The organism is Streptomyces gossypii (assembly GCF_025165795.1).
GTDB lineage: Bacteria > Actinomycetota > Actinomycetes > Streptomycetales > Streptomycetaceae > Streptomyces > Streptomyces gossypii.
On sequence record NZ_JAJAGO010000005.1, the window covers coordinates 226,887 to 244,048 of the forward strand.

Annotated in this window: 9 protein-coding genes; 1 reads left to right on the forward strand and 8 read right to left on the reverse strand. The window is 70.8% G+C overall.

What is annotated here, in order from left to right; all coding sequences use genetic code 11:
• Window positions 1-25: 25 nt before the first annotated feature.
• The gene (locus LHJ74_RS12585) at window positions 26-2,284 is read right to left on the reverse strand and encodes a UvrD-helicase domain-containing protein (protein ID WP_260218048.1); all 2,259 of its coding nucleotides are present in this window, start codon (window positions 2,282-2,284) and stop codon (window positions 26-28) included.
• Window positions 2,281-9,333 carry a DEAD/DEAH box helicase gene (locus LHJ74_RS12590; RefSeq protein WP_260218049.1) on the reverse strand — a complete coding sequence of 2,351 codons (7,053 nt, stop codon included), beginning with the start codon at window positions 9,331-9,333 and terminating at the stop codon, window positions 2,281-2,283. The genes LHJ74_RS12585 and LHJ74_RS12590 overlap by 4 nt, the downstream gene beginning before the upstream one ends.
• Window positions 9,334-9,489: 156 nt before the next feature.
• Between LHJ74_RS12590 and LHJ74_RS12595 the strand changes: the two genes are divergently transcribed.
• Window positions 9,490-11,070, forward strand: coding sequence for a hypothetical protein (locus LHJ74_RS12595; RefSeq protein WP_260218050.1), 1,581 nt, complete (start codon window positions 9,490-9,492; stop codon window positions 11,068-11,070).
• Window positions 11,071-11,081: 11 nt separating this feature from the next.
• On the opposite strand, the gene LHJ74_RS12600 is transcribed toward LHJ74_RS12595, so the two are convergent.
• The 6 genes from LHJ74_RS12600 to LHJ74_RS12625 form a co-directional block, all read right to left on the reverse strand.
• Entirely contained in the window at window positions 11,082-11,546 is a 465-nt protein-coding gene (locus LHJ74_RS12600; protein ID WP_260218051.1) for an ATP-binding protein, read from the reverse strand.
• A gap of 80 nt (window positions 11,547-11,626) precedes the next feature.
• Entirely contained in the window at window positions 11,627-11,761 is a 135-nt protein-coding gene (locus tag LHJ74_RS12605) for a hypothetical protein (RefSeq protein WP_260218052.1), read from the reverse strand.
• A gap of 165 nt (window positions 11,762-11,926) precedes the next feature.
• Window positions 11,927-13,891, reverse strand: coding sequence for an SMI1/KNR4 family protein (locus LHJ74_RS12610; RefSeq protein ID WP_260218053.1), 1,965 nt, complete (start codon window positions 13,889-13,891; stop codon window positions 11,927-11,929).
• 52 nt (window positions 13,892-13,943) lie between these two features.
• Entirely contained in the window at window positions 13,944-14,612 is a 669-nt protein-coding gene (locus tag LHJ74_RS12615; RefSeq protein ID WP_260218054.1) for a hypothetical protein, read from the reverse strand.
• Window positions 14,609-15,835, reverse strand: a complete 1,227-nt coding sequence (locus LHJ74_RS12620) for an AAA family ATPase (protein ID WP_260218055.1) — start codon at window positions 15,833-15,835, stop codon at window positions 14,609-14,611. The genes LHJ74_RS12615 and LHJ74_RS12620 overlap by 4 nt, the downstream gene beginning before the upstream one ends.
• A gap of 36 nt (window positions 15,836-15,871) precedes the next feature.
• Window positions 15,872-16,858 (reverse strand): hypothetical protein, encoded by a 987-nt coding sequence (locus LHJ74_RS12625; protein ID WP_260218056.1) that lies wholly within the window; start codon window positions 16,856-16,858, stop codon window positions 15,872-15,874.
• Window positions 16,859-17,162: the final 304 nt, after the last annotated feature.

Here is a 17,162-nt window from a genome sequence, read left to right on the forward strand (position 1 = left end):
CGCGCTCGTTGCCCGCACCACTGGGCTACGCCTTGCCTGCGGTGCCGAGCAGGGCGTCGAGGAACGGGCTGGGCTTTCCGTGCCAGAAGACGTCCAGAGTGTCCCGTGCGCGCGTAGCGGCGACGAACAGGAGCGAGCGGGCTCGTTGCAGGTCCCGCCGATGGCGGACCGGGTCCGTCTGGCGCCTGCGCTGGATCTCCTCGCGGGGCACCAGGCCGTCACTCGCGCCGGCGATGATCATGTGCTGGTACTCCAGCCCCTTGAAGCGGAACATCGTGCCGATGTGGACGCCGCCGTCACCGCGGGGGCCGTCGGGGCCGATCTCCACCAGTCGGATGCCGTGCTGGTGCAGCGTCGCCGCGGCCTCCGTGACCATCTGGTTCGTGGGCACCGCGATGGCGATCTGCTCGTGCGGAACGTCCCCCAGGGAGGCGATCAACTCGGCGATCGCCTCACGCTCCGCCTCCCAGTCGGGAAGACCGTGCATCTGGGGAACACCGCCGCTGAGGACCGACCGGTATCCGGCGAGCGTCTCGTCACTGCCGTCGAGGTCGTCGTACTTCTCCTCGCCGAGGACCTGGAGCGCGGAGAGGAGGATCTGCCGGGTCGTGCGGTAGCTCAGCGAGAGCCGCGACGAGCGGCCGCGGATGTTGATGCCGAGGCTGCCCAGCGTCACCTGGTTCTTGTAGATCCGCTGGTGGGTGTCCCCGACGAGGAACATGTCGTTGCGGTCGGGGGCGACCATGGAGCGCAGCATCTTCCAGTGGGCGGGGCGCAGGTCCTGCGCCTCGTCCACGACGATGTGCCGGTAACGGTAGCGAAGCCAGCCGCCCGAGCCGTCCTGGAGATGGATGTTCTGGAGACCACCGGCTTCCTCCTGCTGCCGGGCGATGTTCTCGATACGGCGGGCCCGTGCACGCTCCAGCTGGGCTGCCCGCTCGGCCACCTGATCCCAGGTCTGCATGCTCTGCCGGTCCAGGCGCTGCGTGAACTGCTCCGTGAGCTGCCAGATCGCGGCCCGGTCCGCGCGGGTGACCGTCCGTCCCCGGCCCGCCCGCCGGGCGCGGAAGTACTCGGTGCGCGAGGCGATGGCCTGGCCGAGGACGACCTGGGCCCACTCGTCCTGGAGGAACTCCGCGTCCCACCGGTCCTCGCCGAGTTCGTCGAGGAGCGCGCGCCACTCCCGCACCGCTTGGTTGTCGTCGATGAGCCGCTTATGGTTTCCGGGTTCGGCCTCCCGCACGGCCCCCAGCGAGAGCTTGTCGACGTGGCTGATGTCCACCCGTGACAGCAGGTCTTCGCCGCCGAGCGCCAGCAGACGTGAGCGGAGGTCGGCTGCGAGGTTCTTGTTGAACGTGGTGAGCAGCACGGGCTTGCTATGTCCCGGGGGCAGTTGGTCCACCAGGTGTTTGACGCGGTGCAGGGCGACGATGGTCTTGCCGGTGCCGGGTCCGCCGCCGGCGCGCGCCGGGCCGTTGTAGTCGCGAGAGACCAGCTTGGACTGCGTGGGGTGCAGGAAGACCTTCCACCGGCCGAAGTCCTCACCTTCGAGGGCTTCGCGGAGCTTGTCGTCCGTGGTGGTGACGACGGTGGCCGGACGGGAGGCAGCGGCCACGAAGTCGTCCGTGTCGACGGGCTCGGTGGCCGCGACGGGAGCCGTGACCTGGTCGAGCACCTCGTCGTAGGGCTTGCCGTCGTGGAGGCTGAGCAGCACCTCGCCGGTGAGCTGCGGCGCATACATGACCAGGCCGAGCAGCTGGTCCTCGGTCGTCAGCGCCCGGACGACGGGCAGGAGCGTACCCGTGACGCCCAGGTCGGTGAGCTGTTCGTCGGACCATGCCGAGAACATCATGGGTGGTGCCTGCGCTGCGGCCGCCTGCTGGGGTGCGGGTGCCGGGGCCGTTTCCGGCGTGGGCACCGCGGCCTCAGTGGGAAGGACGCGTTCCTGGACGGTCTTGAGGTCGATGTACTCGATGCCGCCGCTGACCGGGTTGACGGTGATGCGGCTGAGGTGGTCGTAGACGTCCTTGCGGTGCTTGACGGAGACGATCAGCCAGTCGTCTTCGGCCAGGCGCAGCAGCAAGGCCCGGTACTCGTCGTTGACGCGGGCGGAGAACAGCTTGTCGTGCCCCGTGAGCTGTTTCAGGCGCAACCCCGGTGAGTCCGGGTTGGTGCGGAACTTGTGCTGGAAATCGTAGATCGCACCTTTGACCGGGCGGGGGAGTCGGAGGATCTCCTTGTCCGCCTTGTCGAGCAGGCGCAGAGTCACGTTCGTGCCGCTCACTGGGGTCCGTTCTCTCCGTCGTCTTCCTGGGCGATGCCGTCGCGACGGTCATGACCAGTCGCGTCCTCGGATGGTTGCGTGTGTGGTTGGGCGTGTGGTCGGGCGTCGCTCTGCAACGGTCGGCCCGTGATGCCGAGGGCTTCGGTGATCTCGTCGATGCGCCAGTCGGCAGCGGGCCGCACGCTCCAGCCGGCCGCGCGAAACGCCTTGTCACGGTCCGCGGCCTCCGGGTCGTCGTCCTGCCCGGCCTCCGGACGCGGTGCCGACACGACCGCGACACGCGTGGCAGGCCAGGCGAGTTCGGCCATCCACCCGCCCCGGACGTCCAGCTCGTACCCGACCTCGGGTGGCGGCACGTCACCGTGGTTGGCGAGGGCTTCGGCGAGCTCGGCGAGACCCGGTTCGTCGGGGTCGAGCAGGTCCAGGGCCTCGACCCAGGCGCTGTCGCGCGGCGGCCGTCCCCCGGACGGCTGCGGCTGCGCGACCGGCAGCGAGGGTGACGGCTCCGGTGTGACGATCTCCGTCCGCACGGAAAGGAGCACGCCGCCCCCGCCGGCGACCGCGAGCCTCTCCGTCGCGAAGTGTTCCAGCCCGGAGACCGCGAGCTGGACGCCGTCCCCGCCGCCGTGATCGAGGAACTGCAGCACGTTGCTCCAGTACAGCCACGCCTGCCAGCGCCGTTTGTGCGCGTCCTCGTCCGCGCGTGCCGCCGTGGTGTCGTCCAGCAGCACCAGCCCCGTCCACACCGGCGGCTTCTCCCGGCCGTCGGCCGCGCACACCAGCAGGCACCCTGACGCGTCCGACGCGGTCAGCACCTGCACCCGCCCCGCCGCTCCGGAGGCGTCCTCGGGCACGCGGCCGCGCAGGGCGGCAGCGATCTGATCGCCCACGGAGCCGGGAGCCGGCCGCCCTCCGCGTCCGCGCGCCTTGGCGAGCCCGGCGAGCGCGGCCTCGGCCCGCCACTGCCAGCGTTCGGCGTCCGGCTGCCGCAGGTAGGCGAGCAGCAGGTCGGCCGGGTTCACCCACACCGTCTCCGGCAGTTCGCCCGGCAGACCCCCGCGCACCCGGCTGTAGTAGGCGCGCGCATCGGCCACGCCCTGCTCCCTGTACGGCCGCCACACCGGGTCGGCGGGCCCTGCGCCCGCGTAGCCGGTGTCGCGCACCCGCCGCTGCCACTCGCGGACGTCGGGGTAGGTGAGCTGGAAGACGCGGAGCCCGTCGGCCCGCAACCGGGTCCGCTTCTCCGCGTCGGAGGCGACCCGGTTGTGCTCGGGTGCCGCGTGGTAGGCGTAGCCGTCGAGATAGAGGGCGACGCGGGGGCCGGGAGCGTCGACGCGTTCGAACAGCACGTCCGGGCGGGTGCCGTCGAACGCCCGCTGCTGGGAGACGCGCCAGCTGAGCGTCGTCCCGTCGGAGGCCGTGAGCCGCAGGTCGAGGACGTGTGTGCCGGTGGGAGTGATGTACGTGTCCGCGGTGGCCCGGCTGTCCGGCAGTTGAGCCCACTCCCGGAGTGTGTCGAGGAACATCACCTCCAGGTCGCTTTCGGCCTGTGCCTCCATCGGGATGTGCTGCGTGGTGGCCACCTCTGCGGTGTCCCACCGTTCGCCGTCCGTGCCCAGCAGCTCGTCCAGCATCTGCCGGACCTCCTGGCGGCTGACCTTGTCGTACAGCGCCGGGCGGACCCCGCGCAGCAGGCAGCGGTGGCAGCCGTCGAGACCCTTCTCGCGGCATTCGCACCCCTCGATGACCTCGCGGGCCTTCAGCAGCACCTCCTTGAACCCGCTGGGCGAGGCGAGCCGGTGGAGGTACCCGGTGCCGCCGGGCAGCCGGTCGTACACCACCAGGAAGCGGCGCGGCCAGTCCGATCCGGCCTCCGGCATCGACGCCGTCGTGATCTCCAGGTGGTCGGGGTCGCCGCCGTAGCGGGCGGCGATGCCCGCGAACAGGGCGGCGGTGAAGGAGGCCATGCGCTCGGTCACGCGGGAGACCGAGGCGGGCAGCAGTATGCGCACGGCCTCCGTCGTCAGTTCGTGGGCCAGCAGCAGTGGGACGTCCTGCCCGGCGCCCTGCTCCTCGCCGCCGCCGCGCAGCCGCCGCCGGGGGCACCACAGCTGGTGGTGGGCGCTCGCTCGTGTCGACCGGGCGAGGGATTCGCTCAGCGCGTGCTGCGGCTGGTCGGCGACCGGACGCCCGTCGGCGGTGGCGCCGCCGCAACTGGTGCACACGTAGAACGGATTGAGACGCACGTCGTCGCCCGCGAGCGGCACCGTGCTGCTGCCGTCCTGCCGGTCGACGCCGAGGTTGAGTGTCCGCACCACGGCCCGGCGGGTGAAGTCGGCGCCGAACACCGCACTGGTGTGCCGCCACGATCCGGGCGCCAGGTGCTTCGGGTCGATGTCGACGGCGTCCAGCACCGCATACGTCTTCCGGACCCGCTCGTCCCGGTCGTCCCGCACCCGGGCGTCGTCCCGCTTGTCGCGCGCGAAGACCCGCTTGGGCTGCAGTACGTACTGGACACATCCGGCGTCCGCGATCTCCCGCGACCCGCACCGCGGACAAGGCGAGGTGTCCTCCTGCGCGTTCTCCGTGCGCACGAAGCCGCACCCCGGGCACAGCCGCCACAGCCTCCAGGCGCGCCGCTCGGGACTGCCGACGTCCAGCGCCCGCACGACGTGTTTGTAGCCGCCCACATAAAAGCTGTTGCCCGGCGCCAGCTCGGTCAGTGCCAGCTTGCGGGACCGCTCATAGTCCCGCACCTCGCTGCGGTAGGTCGGCTCCCCGCCCTCCTCGGCCATCTCCTTCCAGTAGAGCGTGCCCTCCAGGTGGGTGACGCTGTCGGTCAGGCTGTAGTTGGGCAGCAGCCCCAGATCCACCAGCGCTCCGTTTGCGGCGGCGCGGCTGAGCGTGCCCAGCAGCCCGCCGGTGACGCGCCGTTCGGCGAGCAGCTCCCTGCGCTCGGCGCCCTGCTCCCGGTCCTCGGGCACCAGCTGGTCCACCGCCTCGTCGATGGCCGCGATACGCCGGCGGAGCTCCTCCCGGCGTGCCGTCCAGTCCTCCTCCGCGTCCGCCAGCGCCCGCGCGATGCCCTCGGCCGCGTAGACCCGTAGCTCCTCGGCCGCGTGCTCGGACACCCCGCCGTCGTCGCCCCCGTCGCGGGCGGCGGGGAACAGCGCCAGGAACCTTGCCACCAGGCGGGCGCCGTGGGTCAGCGCCGCGTCGCTCAGGTCGCGGACCCAGCCCGTCGACCCGAACAGCGCCGACGCCAGACGCGGCGCGGGCATCAGCGTCTCGCCGTCCGCGGTGGTCAGAGCGCCGCGTGCGGCAAGGTCCAGCAGGTGCGCGGTGTACTGGCGGCGCAGGATCTCCACCGCCGACAGATAGCAGCCCGGCGGCACGATGTCCCCGGCGATCATCTCCGCCGGGTCGTCCAGGTAGTACCGGTCGCGGGCCTGCCGCCCGCCGAAGGCCACCACCAGCGCGTTGCCGGTCTTCCGCCCGGCACGCCCGGCGCGCTGCACGTAGTTGGCCGGCCCCTTCGGCAGCGAGCCGAGCAGCACCGCCGACAGGTCGCCGATGTCGATACCGAGTTCCAGGGTCGGCGTGCAGGACAGCACGTTGGGGTCCGTGTAGTGCGTGCCCGCCCGGAACGTGCGCTCCACCGACTCCCGTTCGGGACGGGTGAGCATGCCGGTGTGCTCGGCCGTCACCACCCGGTACGTGCCGCCCGTCAGGTACAGCCGCCGGTAGTAGTCGCCCCGGTAGTCCCGCTCCAGCCTGCTGCCGAAGCTGCCGCTGCCCGAACCCGTCGAAGCCGCGCCGTCCTGCGGCGGCGTCAGGAACCCCTTGCACCGGTAGCGGGGGCACGGATGCCCGTACCAGCGAGTGCGCCGCTCGGGTGCGACGACCTGCTGCCAGCCGCAGTCCTCGCACGCCACGAACGCCTTGTTGACGACCGCGTCGTCCAGCAGCCGCACTTCGATATGGCCCGGCTGGAGCCCGTACACCCGAGTCGTGCGGTCCTGCGCGGTGCGCGCCGCGAGCAGGTCCTCCTCCGCGAGGACGGGCAGCAGCCGGCGCAGATACTCCGTCGCGCCCGCGTCGTCGAGGCCCAGGCAGCGGCGCGTCCAGTCCTGGTACCAGGCGCCCCGGCCGGCCACCGAGTCGAAGCGGCTCTTCTCCTTGACGCCGTCGAGCAGGAACCGCGGCGGTGCCACATACCCCTCGGGGAAGGCGGGCATGCCCGGAGGGCGGCCGCCGGAGATCAGGTACTGATTGACGCCCGCCTCCTTGATCCACGTCTCCAGCCAGCGGTGCCGCACCGCGCCGCGTAACCGCATCCGCTCCAGCACCCCGCGCACGAAGGCCAGGTAGCGGTCGACCGACGGCAGGGAGTCACCCGTCACCAGCTGCCCGGGCAGCTGCAGGTGGACGTCTCGCGCCAGAGAGGCGATCCGCGCCGGGTTCTCGATCACCACCTCCGCCGCTGTCGTGCGCGTCAGCTCCAGGGTGCGGCCCAGCCGCGAGCGCAGCCCGAACTCCATCACCGTCGCGAAGGCGAGCCGTTCCCCGATCAGCTTCCAGGTGGCCGCGTTCCCGGTGCCCCGCCCGGACAGCAGGCGGTCCACCCCCGCCTCGTCGTGCAGGTCGGGCGGCACCACGGCCGCGAGCGCCTGCGCGTCGTCGACGGAGTCCAGCACGTTGCCGATCAGGTCGTTCAGCCGCAGCGGCTCGTTGCCGGCGCCCAACTCGTGTGCCAGCAGGGACCGCAGCGAGAACTTGTACGACGCGTTCGCCACATAGCCCGCACGGTGCGCCGCGTCCTGCGTCGAGTCGTTGAAGAGCAGTGTCTTGCGCTCCTCGGGCGCCAGCGCGATCTCGTGCCCGCCGGTGAACAGCTGTGTCACCGCGGCAGAGGCCAGCGCGGCCAGCGCGGTACCGAGGAAGCGGATGCCGTTGTCGGTGGCGCAGGCCGGACACCGGTCGTCCATCGCTGACCGGTCGGCCGTCTTCTTCTCCAGGATGGCGCGGGCGAACCAGGCGTCCTGCAGATCCTCCGCGTCCTCGGCTACCGGCATCCTGTACGTACTCTGGGCCCCGTCCAGCACCACCACCGACATCGGGTCCACCCCGCCCGCCGCCGGCCTGCCGCTCCCGCCGGTGAGCGCGCCTGGGGCGTGTTTCCCGGATTGCCGCGGATCAGCCCGCGGCGTCTGGTGCCGTGCCTCGCAAGGCGGAGGGTCGTCCTCATACTGGGCGTATTCGGACGGGCCCGACAACGCAGCGAGGCGCGGTGCCAGGCGTTGCGGGCCCGCGGCGATCCGGGAAACACGCCCCAACGCCTCCCGGGCCTCGGCCGGGGTCGCGGAGATGAAGTACCGCAGCCGCCGCTTGTCACGGCCGACGCCCGCCCGCCAGATCTTCTGCGGGTTGGTCTCCAGCTTCTGCGGATCGGCCTCCGGAGAAAGCGCCGCCCACCCCGAACGCCCGCACGTACGGCAGTAGACCGCGGGCAGGAACGCCTGCGCCGACCGCCGTACGGTGTCCGAGCCGGGCAGCGGATCGGGCCGCCGCGCATCCCCGGATGGCCAGTCACCGCTCTCGTCCTCCGCGGAGGGCGCCGACTGGAGTGCCGCGGTGCGCGCCGTCGTCCGCTCGTCCTCGTACCAGCGGAACTCCGGCACCCCGCTGACCCCGGAGAGCACCCGGCTCACGGGCCGTACCCATAAGTGCGCCTCGATGTGCACCAGCGGACGCGGGCGCCGCTCGGTCGATTCCGGGTCGCGCGCCGACGCCAGCAGCGCCACGAACCGGGACAGCGCCTCCAGCGCCAGCCGCGGGTTCTCCTTCGCGGTACGCGCCCACGCGTAGCCGAACCGCGCCATGCGGTCCCGCAGCCCCCACTCGTCGAGCGGGTCGCCGCCCAGCAGCGCCAGCACGCCGTGCGTGAAGTCGTGCTTCTTCAGCAGCCGCCCGATCTGGAACGCGTCCAGCCCCCGGCGGCCCAGCATCGCTTCGGCCAGACCGTCCAGATCCAGCCGGTCGGGGTCCGACTCGACACCCGGGCCGCCTGAAGCCTCGATGACCTTCCGGGGTCCCGGCGGCTCCGGCAGCTCGTAGTCCACCTCGCCGACGAACTCGTCCGCGCTCTGCCGCCTCTCCCCGATCACCGACTCCGGGCCGAAGGGCACGCCGAAGACCTGCTCGGCGACCTGCCGGATGCCGTCCGAATCGCCGCCGCCTTCACCGAGGGTGGCGGACGTGGCGACCGGGCAGGCCGACCCGAGCGGCCGCCCCTCGCGGCTCGCGCCCACCGAGGCGCCGAGCCTGCGCAGCAGCATCGCCACATCCGTGCCCTGCGCACCGTCGTAGGTGTGGAACTCGTCCAGCACCACATACGCCGGTTCGGCACCCTCCCACAGCGGCCGGTCCTCGGCACGCTGCAGCAGCAGGTCCAGCATCTTGTAGTTGGTGACCAGCACGTCCGGTGGCGATATCCGCATCTCCTCCCGCCGGGTGAGCACCCGCCGGAAGTCGGTGTCCGGCCGGTCGCCGATGTACAGTCCCGCCGTTACCTGCGCCAACTCCGGCCGCTCCAGGTACTCCCCGATACGCCCGGCCTGGTCGGTGGCCAGCGCGTTCATCGGGTAGAGCAGCACGGCCTTCACGCCGCTGCGGCCCCGGGCCTTCTCCCGCCGGCAGTGGTCGAGCACCGGGACGAGGAACGACTCCGTCTTGCCCGAGCCGGTGCCCGTGGTCACCAGCGTCGGCTGGGCCGGGCTGTGCAGCGTGCTCAGCCGCTGCCACGCCTGGGCCTGGTGCCGGTACGGCGGAAGACCCGGATCCCACTCCAGTGCGGACCGCCACGTCTCGTCCGCCTGGTGGAAGGGCGTACGGATGCGCAGATACGGCCCCCGGAAGATGCCCGACTCCGGATCGCCGAGGAACCGCTCCAGCGCCCGCCGGGTGTCCTCGTCCGCCAGCGCGTACGTCGTCGTGAGGTACTGCATGAGACTGCCGCGCAGCTGCGCGGCGGCCAGGGTGGGCTTCAACGACGCGCCTTTCGGGGCCGGTTGGGGGGCGTACGGGATCACCAAACCTATCGCCCGTTCGGCCCCACGTGCACCGGTTTCGGCGGTGTCAGTGCTGAGTGCTGCAATGAGGTGAGTACAGATCCGATTACCCTCCGAAAGGGATCCGACCTCCGCATGGCCGCCTCGCCCTCTCCTCCGTTCAACCGACGTGTCCGCGTCCTTGTCGAGGTCGTCGATGACGACGACGAGGAGGCACTTGCCAGGGAGCTGCTCGGCGCCGAAGGCTGGCTGGTGCGCGACGCCTCGGCGTCGGAGGCCGACCCCATCGGCGAGCGCCGTCGTGGCTTCGTCGTCGAAGTGAGAATGCAGGGAGCTCGGAGAGGAGCACGTCGGGCTGCCGAGAAGCGCGTCGCACGGGTGGCCGAACGGGCCAAGCTCGCGCTGTGGGTACGCCAGGCCCTCGTGCTGGAGCCCCCGCATCAGCGCCGGACTGCGTATGAGGTCCGGCTGAGTCCGCCCGACGAAGGGCGCTTCCTCGCGCGTTGGACCTTGCGCGCGGCACGCTGGCTGGGCGGAGCCCAAGGGCAGCGCTCCATCACCAGACCCGGTACTCCGGACAAGCAAGCCGCGCGCAGCGAACTGGCGAACAGCCCGCTCAAGGGCAGCCGTCCGTTCAATCAGGAAGCCGAGTTCCTGCACGGCCCCGCCGACGTCGCCGACGATGAGCCGGACACCTCGCAGGACACCCGCCCGGAGACGGCGGGGGCGGACGGCTTTCTCGCCCTGTGTCTCTCGATCGCGGCCTTCGTCGGCACTTTCATGGTGGGCCTGGCGTGTGGCGGCGTCTTCCACCAGTGGGATTCGCCTTGGCGCTGGGCCCTGCTGGCACCGACGGCGCTGCTCAGCGGCCCCATGGGCTCGGTGTTCGGCGCATATGCGACGCGACGCAGCGCTCGGCTGGCAGCGGGCGCCGGAGGCGCCGCAGCGTCGTTCGCCTTCGGCTACATGCTGCTTTCGGCCAGCCCGGTCGATGACGGTGACGTGCTGGTGTTCCTGCCCCTCTCGTTTCTGGGCGGAGGAATTGCTGTGTGGATGCTCTTCGGCATCTGGCAGGCCATAGCCCACTCGTGGTTCAGCCGCAACGCCCACTGGTTGGTCCCGGCTCTGGTCGTGCCCGTCCCCCTCGTCCTGATGTGGTTCGGCAAGGTTCTTTTCGCCGTATATCTGGACTATGTCTTTGGCATCCCGGCCGGTGCGGTGCCGCTCCCGCAGTGGTCGTTGTTTCTTGTGACGCTCAGACCGGTCGGTGTGGCGACCGGCTGCGCCCTGTTCTTTCTCGCTGTGGCGGGCTGGGCCCGGTACACCTACCTGAGCGGGCCTGGCGACAGGATGCCTTCCCTGTTCCTTCCGCTGCTGACGCTCCTGTACGTGATCACCGCGCTGTCCTTCGGATTGCTCGCGGTCGGTGAAGCGGCGTACGACACCGCGGAAGCGGTCCAGCAAGGAAAGCAGCCTGCTGCGTACTTCGGCCTGGACCCAGCGCTGATGTGCGTGCGGCCGCTCGGAGACGAGCTGTCCGTGTACAACGGTCCGCTGTCCACCGATCGTCCCGTGTTGACCTTCGGCAGCGCGGGCGACCGCGTCTGGCTGTGGGGGCCGCAAGAGTCGTCGGGTGCGGAGGATCGGTGGGCGGCGTCGAGCGTCCGGCTTGAGGATGTCTCACTGACGGCGCCGAAGCACGATGGTGGCTGCTGACTCGGGCGACGTCACCACGGGCCCGGCCATCCGCCGCCCTGCGCAGCCGCCGAGACTTCTGCCCAGACGGTCTTGCCCGGCCCCGACAGGCGATCGTGCACGCCCCACGCGTCGCTCAGTGCGGCGACGAGCAGCAGGCCACGGCCGGATTCGGATTCGTCGTCCGGCAGGTCGAGGAGGCGCGGGTCGGGGCGGCGTTCGGTGCGGGTGTCGCTCACCTCGACGCGGACGCGGTCGGCCGCGCGGGTGAGGCGGAGATGGAAGTCGCGGCCCGGTACGTGACCGTGGCTGACGGCGTTGGCGGAGAGCTCGGCTGCGAGAAGGGTGACGGTCTCGTTGACCGGGCTGTCGTACGGGTGCCCCCACGCGTCGAGCCGGTTGGAGACGAGCCGCCGTGCGAGGCGGGCGCCGCGCCGCGTCGAGGTGAAGGCCATGGCGAACTCGCACACGGGCGAGGTGATCTGGTCGGTGTCCACGGCGGAAAGCCTGGTGCCGCGCACACCCTGATAACTACCCGACGCGGTTGTACGGCGACTCTCTGTACATTTTCTCAGGTTCAGGCGTCCAGGTCAGCCAGGAAGTCGCCGTAGGAACGGTTGGTGCCGACCGGCGAGGCGAGCCTCCTGGGGAAGGCGTCCGGGAAGAGAAGCAGCCACGCTTCCGATTCCCACGCGGCGAGCGCGAAGGCCACACGACCGAAACTGCTCGGTCGGGGAACGAGCGGGGACACGAACACGGAGGGCATGGGTGACGACCGCGCGTGCACGCCCGTCACCCAGCACGGCATCGATGTCGTCGTTGCCGGGGCCACCGCAGAGCACTTTGTGATCCTCCTCGCCCTGGGGACGCGGCGGCGTCACGGCCGCGGCCGTTGGCCCCTCCGCTCGCCGTCCGTCGGGCGCGCGGATTCTTGGTGCATGCCGATCACCACGTACGCCTCTCCTTCCCCGGGCGGCCGTGTCCAGGAGCGGCTGGTGAACGTGTGCAGCCGACCGCTCACGATTGCGTGACGCGGCAGATGGACACCGAACTCCCCGGCCACCGCTTCCAGCAGCGACCGTTCCACCTCGGCGTCGTCCTCGAGGTCGCTGAAGAACCGGCGCGGGTCCAGCGCTCGGGGTATCTCACCGCTTGACCGGACCTCTGCATCGGCGTACGTGAACGCGTACTGCTCGACGCCGCCCCGGGCCACGGAGAGGTGGAAGAACGGCTCCCCATGCCGGGCCCTCAGACCGCTCCACACCACCACCGCGCGAGTGCCCGCACCGGCGGCCGCAGCCGGGGAGACGAGCCGCCGCCGGTCGAACCGGGCGGGGGCACCGTCGAAGGCGAAGCTCCAGCCGGCGCCGGCCCGGCCGACCGCCATGAGAGCCCTGTCGTCGTAGGACGAGAACTTCCCTTGGCCGTCCGACAGCTTCCTGCTCGCTTCCCAGAAGTTCATGGGCTCGTTCAGCACGGTGCCGTCCGCCTCCGCTAGACGCCCGAGCAAATCCCCCGGCTCCACACCCTCTACCAGTACGAACCGGTAGAAAGTGCGGTTGTTGCCCGGGTCCGACTCCGCGAGCCACGCCAGGCCGCTCGGATCGAGCCCAGCCGTGCGCCTCGGAGCCGCGCCCGGCTGCCCGCCTCTCGGGGTGGCCAGCAGTTCGCGGCCCCGCTCCTTGGTCAGCAGCGGCCCGAGCACCGGGTCGGCCACCCACCCCAGCGGCGCCAGATGGTCTGGTCCCAGCGGCTCCCACAAGGGGAGTGCGTCCATCAGCGTCCGCCACGCACCGTCGGTCTCTCCCCAGCGCGCCAGCTCCCGCGCCCGCTCGACCGCCTCCCCGAACGGTCCGGCCGTCGTGTACCGGTAGGTGCCGTCCCGCACCTGATCCAGCGTCGCGTAAGCCAGGGACACCAGGTCGTCGTCGGCTCCCCGCAAAGGGAACGTCAGCGTGGAGTCGTCCCGGTGCGAGTGCGCCGCGTGCTCGGCGACCAGAGCCGGCAGCACCTCGGGCGCGTACCGCGGATCCGTCACCAAGTGCTCGAAGTACACCATGTAGGTCTGCCCGAGCAGGCGGCGTATCTGGTCGCCCAGCCCGGCTGCTCGCGGTCTGCCGTACTCCTTGGCCTCGTCCAGCGCCTTCAGGGCCTGTTCCCAGTCGCCGCGCAGCGCGTCCAGCCGGGCTTCTTCCACCAGGCCGTCCAGCTTTCGCGTCGTGTCGTTGTCGAACACCGGCTCCCCGTCGCCGGGCACCGCCCGCAGACTGTGGAACTCCCGGTGCATGTCCCGCATGAACTCGTGGAAGTTCGCGTGCCGTTCGGGTGGCGCGGCCCGCCAGCCCGCCCACGTGTACACGGCCCACTCGCCGTCCTCATCCACATCCTCGGGGTCCATGAGGACATGGGTCGCGTCGGACTCGACGTCGAGCTGGAGCCCGCGCCGCCAGATGTCCGCCTCCCGCCACTCCTCGGGACCGGCATCCTCGTCCAGGAACTCCTCGAACATGTCCGCGAGCCCTGACGTGTTGTTGTCGTGCCAGCACGCGTCCTTGGCCCCCGCCAGCAGCGACACGAACCCGCCCGCGTGCCGCCAACCATCGCTGACCTTGAGGAACTCCCGGTACGACGGGGGCATCCGCTGGCCGAGGCGCGCCTCCATGGCTGCGATCCGCTCCTCGGACGCGGGCGGAAACCCCAGCCACCGCGCCCGTCGCGCGGCCTCCTCGTCCGCGCCCCGCGCCTCGTCCTCCGGGAGGGAATCCGCCCACTCCCCGCTCCACCCGAGCAGGAATGGCCGCCAGTCGAATGCCGTGGTGTCCGTCGCCGTGGTGTCTGTCATACGCCTGATGCTGTCACCCGGCACTGACAGCGACAGCACCGTCGCTCGACGATCAGGCCCAGGCGTCCAGGTCGGCCAGGAAGTCGCCGTAGGAACGGTTGGTGCCGACCGGCGAGGCGAGTAAGCCGTTGTCCAGGGCCGCCTGAGCAACGAGCGGGCCGTCGCTCTCACGGAACCGCGGGTTTCCGAGAGTGCGCTTGAGCTCCTCTTTCGGATCCCTGATCCTGCCGGAGTCCTTGCCCCGCAGCCTCGCCGGGACCTTCCAGTGCAGCCTCACCTTCGGGAAGGCGTCCGGAAAGAGAAGCAGCCACGCTTCCGATTCCCACGCGGCGAGCGCGAAGACCGCGTGGGATGAGCCGCGCTGGCGGTCCAGGGCGTCCGCCACCCGCCGCCGTACGGCGCGGTAGTCGGAGTCGGTCACCTGGTCGAGATCCTCATGGACGACGATGCCGTACAGCTGTGCGCGCTGCTGGAGGGCCTTGGCCCGTGCCTTGCCGACAAGGGTCTCCACTGCGGCCGTCAGTTTCGCGCCGGTCTTCTTGCGGAGGCGGACGGGATCGTTGACCCGGACCAGCTTTGCGGTATCGGTGAGGTCGGGGCGATGGGCACGTATGAGGGCCGCAAGGATCTCGCAGTCGTGTCGGTCCTCCCCGGCGAGCACGACGACGCCACGGTGCTTCGGCGACGACGGTGTGTTCCGGCCCTTGCCCTTCCGTGTCACAGCTCGTCTCCGGTCAGGTCGCCGCCGAGCACCCCGGAGAACCACAGCTCACCGAGGGGCTGGTCCCCGGATTCCTCGACGATCGCTTCGACCTCTTGCTCAGTGAGCGCCGGGATGATCGACGCGCCGTTCTCGTCCCGGTCGCAGACGATGAACTCGTCCGGGCGGAGTCGGTCGACCAGCGCGGGGGAGTGGGTGGCGACAATGAACTGTGTGCGCTCGGCGGCCTCCCTGAGTCGTTCGACGATGAGCGTGAGGGCCTGCGGGTGGAGTCCGTGGTCGATCTCTTCGATGCAGGTGAAGGCCGGTGGATCGGGGTCGTAGAGCAGGGCGAGAAGGCCCAGCAGACGGACGGTGCCGTAGGAAGCGTCCTTGAGCGGTGTGGAGTGGCGCAGACCTCGCTCACGGAGCATCACGTGCACCTGCTGCGAGGAGCCGCCCACCGCAGCGAACTCGATGTCCTCCAGCTGGGGAAGGATGGCTCGGGCGTCGGCAACGAGATCTTCCCAGCTCTCGTCCTCGGAGCTGAGGTGCAGCAGGAATTCCGCCAGGTTGTCGGCCTGCGGCGACAGTTCGTGGTACCGCCTGCGAAGTACGCGCGACGGCGCGCGCGCAGCCTCCACGTCGACGTCGAAGACCCGGAAGGCGGACAGTTCCTGGGCAACCCTTGCCACCTCCTCGCCGCCGTCGGAGCTGGTGAGGCGCGGCAGGGTCGACAGCCCACTGCTCAGCTTCTGGATGCCGAAGCTTCCGCTGTCCTCCTCTGTGCCGGCCGCCTGCTTGTCCCGCACCCTGGCCTCTTCACCCGCGATGGTGATGCGGCGGCCACGGCCTCGGGTGCGTTTGAAGGCGAACGTCTCCTCGCGCGAGAGCGTGTACGAGCCCGGGTTGTGCGGAAGCGAGCGCCGCCGGATCGTCAGGCCGTATTCGTCCGGGGCACTGGGACTCGCATGCGTCGTCCAGGCCGCCTTGACCCGGATGGTCATGGACGTCGGCGGACGGGAGCCGCCCCAGAACGACACCTCGTCGAATCCACCGCGCGCATCCAGCGCCGGTTCAAGGTCCGTGCGGATGATGTCGGCGAGCAGGTCGAAGACCTTGAGCACATTCGACTTGCCGACGCCGTTCGGCCCGACGAGAACGGTGAGCGGGCCGAGCGGAATGGTGACGTCGCGCAGGCTTCGGAAGTTCTCGACGTGGAGTTCGAGGAGACGGCCAGGCATGATCCCAACCTACCGGGCCGCCATGGTCACCGCTGGTTACGTGGCCGGGCGGAGGCGCTTGCGCTTGCGTTCGCGGGCGTCGCGGAACGCGGCGAGGCCGGTGTGCTCCCGGGGCTGTGGAGCGTGGGCGGTGGTGCGGTCCTGCGCGGTGCGGCAGTCGGGGCACAGGTCCTGGTCGCCGCCCTGTTCCGGCCGGAACAGGCGGGGCTGGGTGTGGCGGGTGCGGCACTCGCGCATGCCGGTGATGCGGGGTTGGGGCTTCGGCATCGCTGGTGACAGTTGCAGGGGCGGCGGCGGCTCGGGCAGTGCGTGTTCGAGGCGCCAGCGCAGGGCGCCGAGCGGTTTGCGGGCGCTGGTCAGACCCTCGGTGAGGGCATGGCGCACCTGTGGGCGGGAGAGGCCGCTCTCCAGCCACTTCGCGGCCAATGGCGCCCAGTTGCGGGCCGTGCGGAGGGGCAGTGCGAGATCCGGGTCGACCTTGGCGAGGGAGAACAGCAGCGTCTCTGCGGCGGCGAGGGTGCCTGGCTCGTCCGCCTCTTCGGCTGCCGGGGCGGTTGGTTGGGTGGTGTTTTCCCAGATGTTCTTCTCTGGTAGACGGCCGACGGGCCGATCGGTCCGCTGACGGGCGGCCCGTCGAACGGCACTCGGTTGCGCGTCGGCCGCCGTGGTGAGCCGTGCTCCGCCCGGCGCGGGCAGCAGGCCGTCGCGTACGGCGAGCGCTTCGTTCGCGCTCAGAGGGGTGTTGGAGACCAGTTGGACGGTGAGGAAATGCCCACGGGCGCCTCGCGTCGTCCACTCGTGGAGATAGCCCTCTTCGCGGAGCTGGCGCTTGGCCTTCTGGAAGGCGACCTTCTTGATTCCCGCCTTGTGCGCGGTGCCGCTGAGGCACTGCTTCTCCTCGGAGGGCAGGGAGAGCTGCCAGTTGAGGAGCGTCTTCGCATCCGGTGACAGGCGCGGATGGCGCAGGATGGCGTTCGGGATCTGCGCGAACGCATGCGCAGGGGCGATAACATGCCGAAGCATCGTGGGGACTCCTGCTTAAGTCCTCGGGGTGTAGGCCCTCGGGTGGGTGTTGGTAGCACCTCCGGGGGCCGCCTCATGTTCCGTATGAGGCAACCCGTTCAGACGGCAGCGTACCCCGCACGTGACGATGCGGCGATTGCCTGTCGCGCAGTGTGATGATCGACCCGGTGACCGTATGCCCGAGAGGTCGACGGCCGTTTCCCTGGCGCAGAGGTGAGGCCGTGCGCGCTGATGGCGTCTGCTGGTCGCTCGTGGGGAGGCACTTCGGCTGACGGTGGGACAGGGGGGCGGATTTGTGCTTAGC

What these genes read in the sequence shown, in the direction of transcription:
- LHJ74_RS12625 (WP_260218056.1), bottom strand. Translation starts at nt 16,858, where the DNA reads ATGCTTCGGCATGTTATCGCCCCTGCGCATGCGTTCGCGCAGATCCCG.
- LHJ74_RS12610 (WP_260218053.1), bottom strand. Translation starts at nt 13,891, where the DNA reads ATGACAGACACCACGGCGACGGACACCACGGCATTCGACTGGCGGCCA.
- LHJ74_RS12595 (WP_260218050.1), top strand. Translation starts at nt 9,490, where the DNA reads ATGGCCGCCTCGCCCTCTCCTCCGTTCAACCGACGTGTCCGCGTCCTT.
- LHJ74_RS12620 (WP_260218055.1), bottom strand. Translation starts at nt 15,835, where the DNA reads ATGCCTGGCCGTCTCCTCGAACTCCACGTCGAGAACTTCCGAAGCCTG.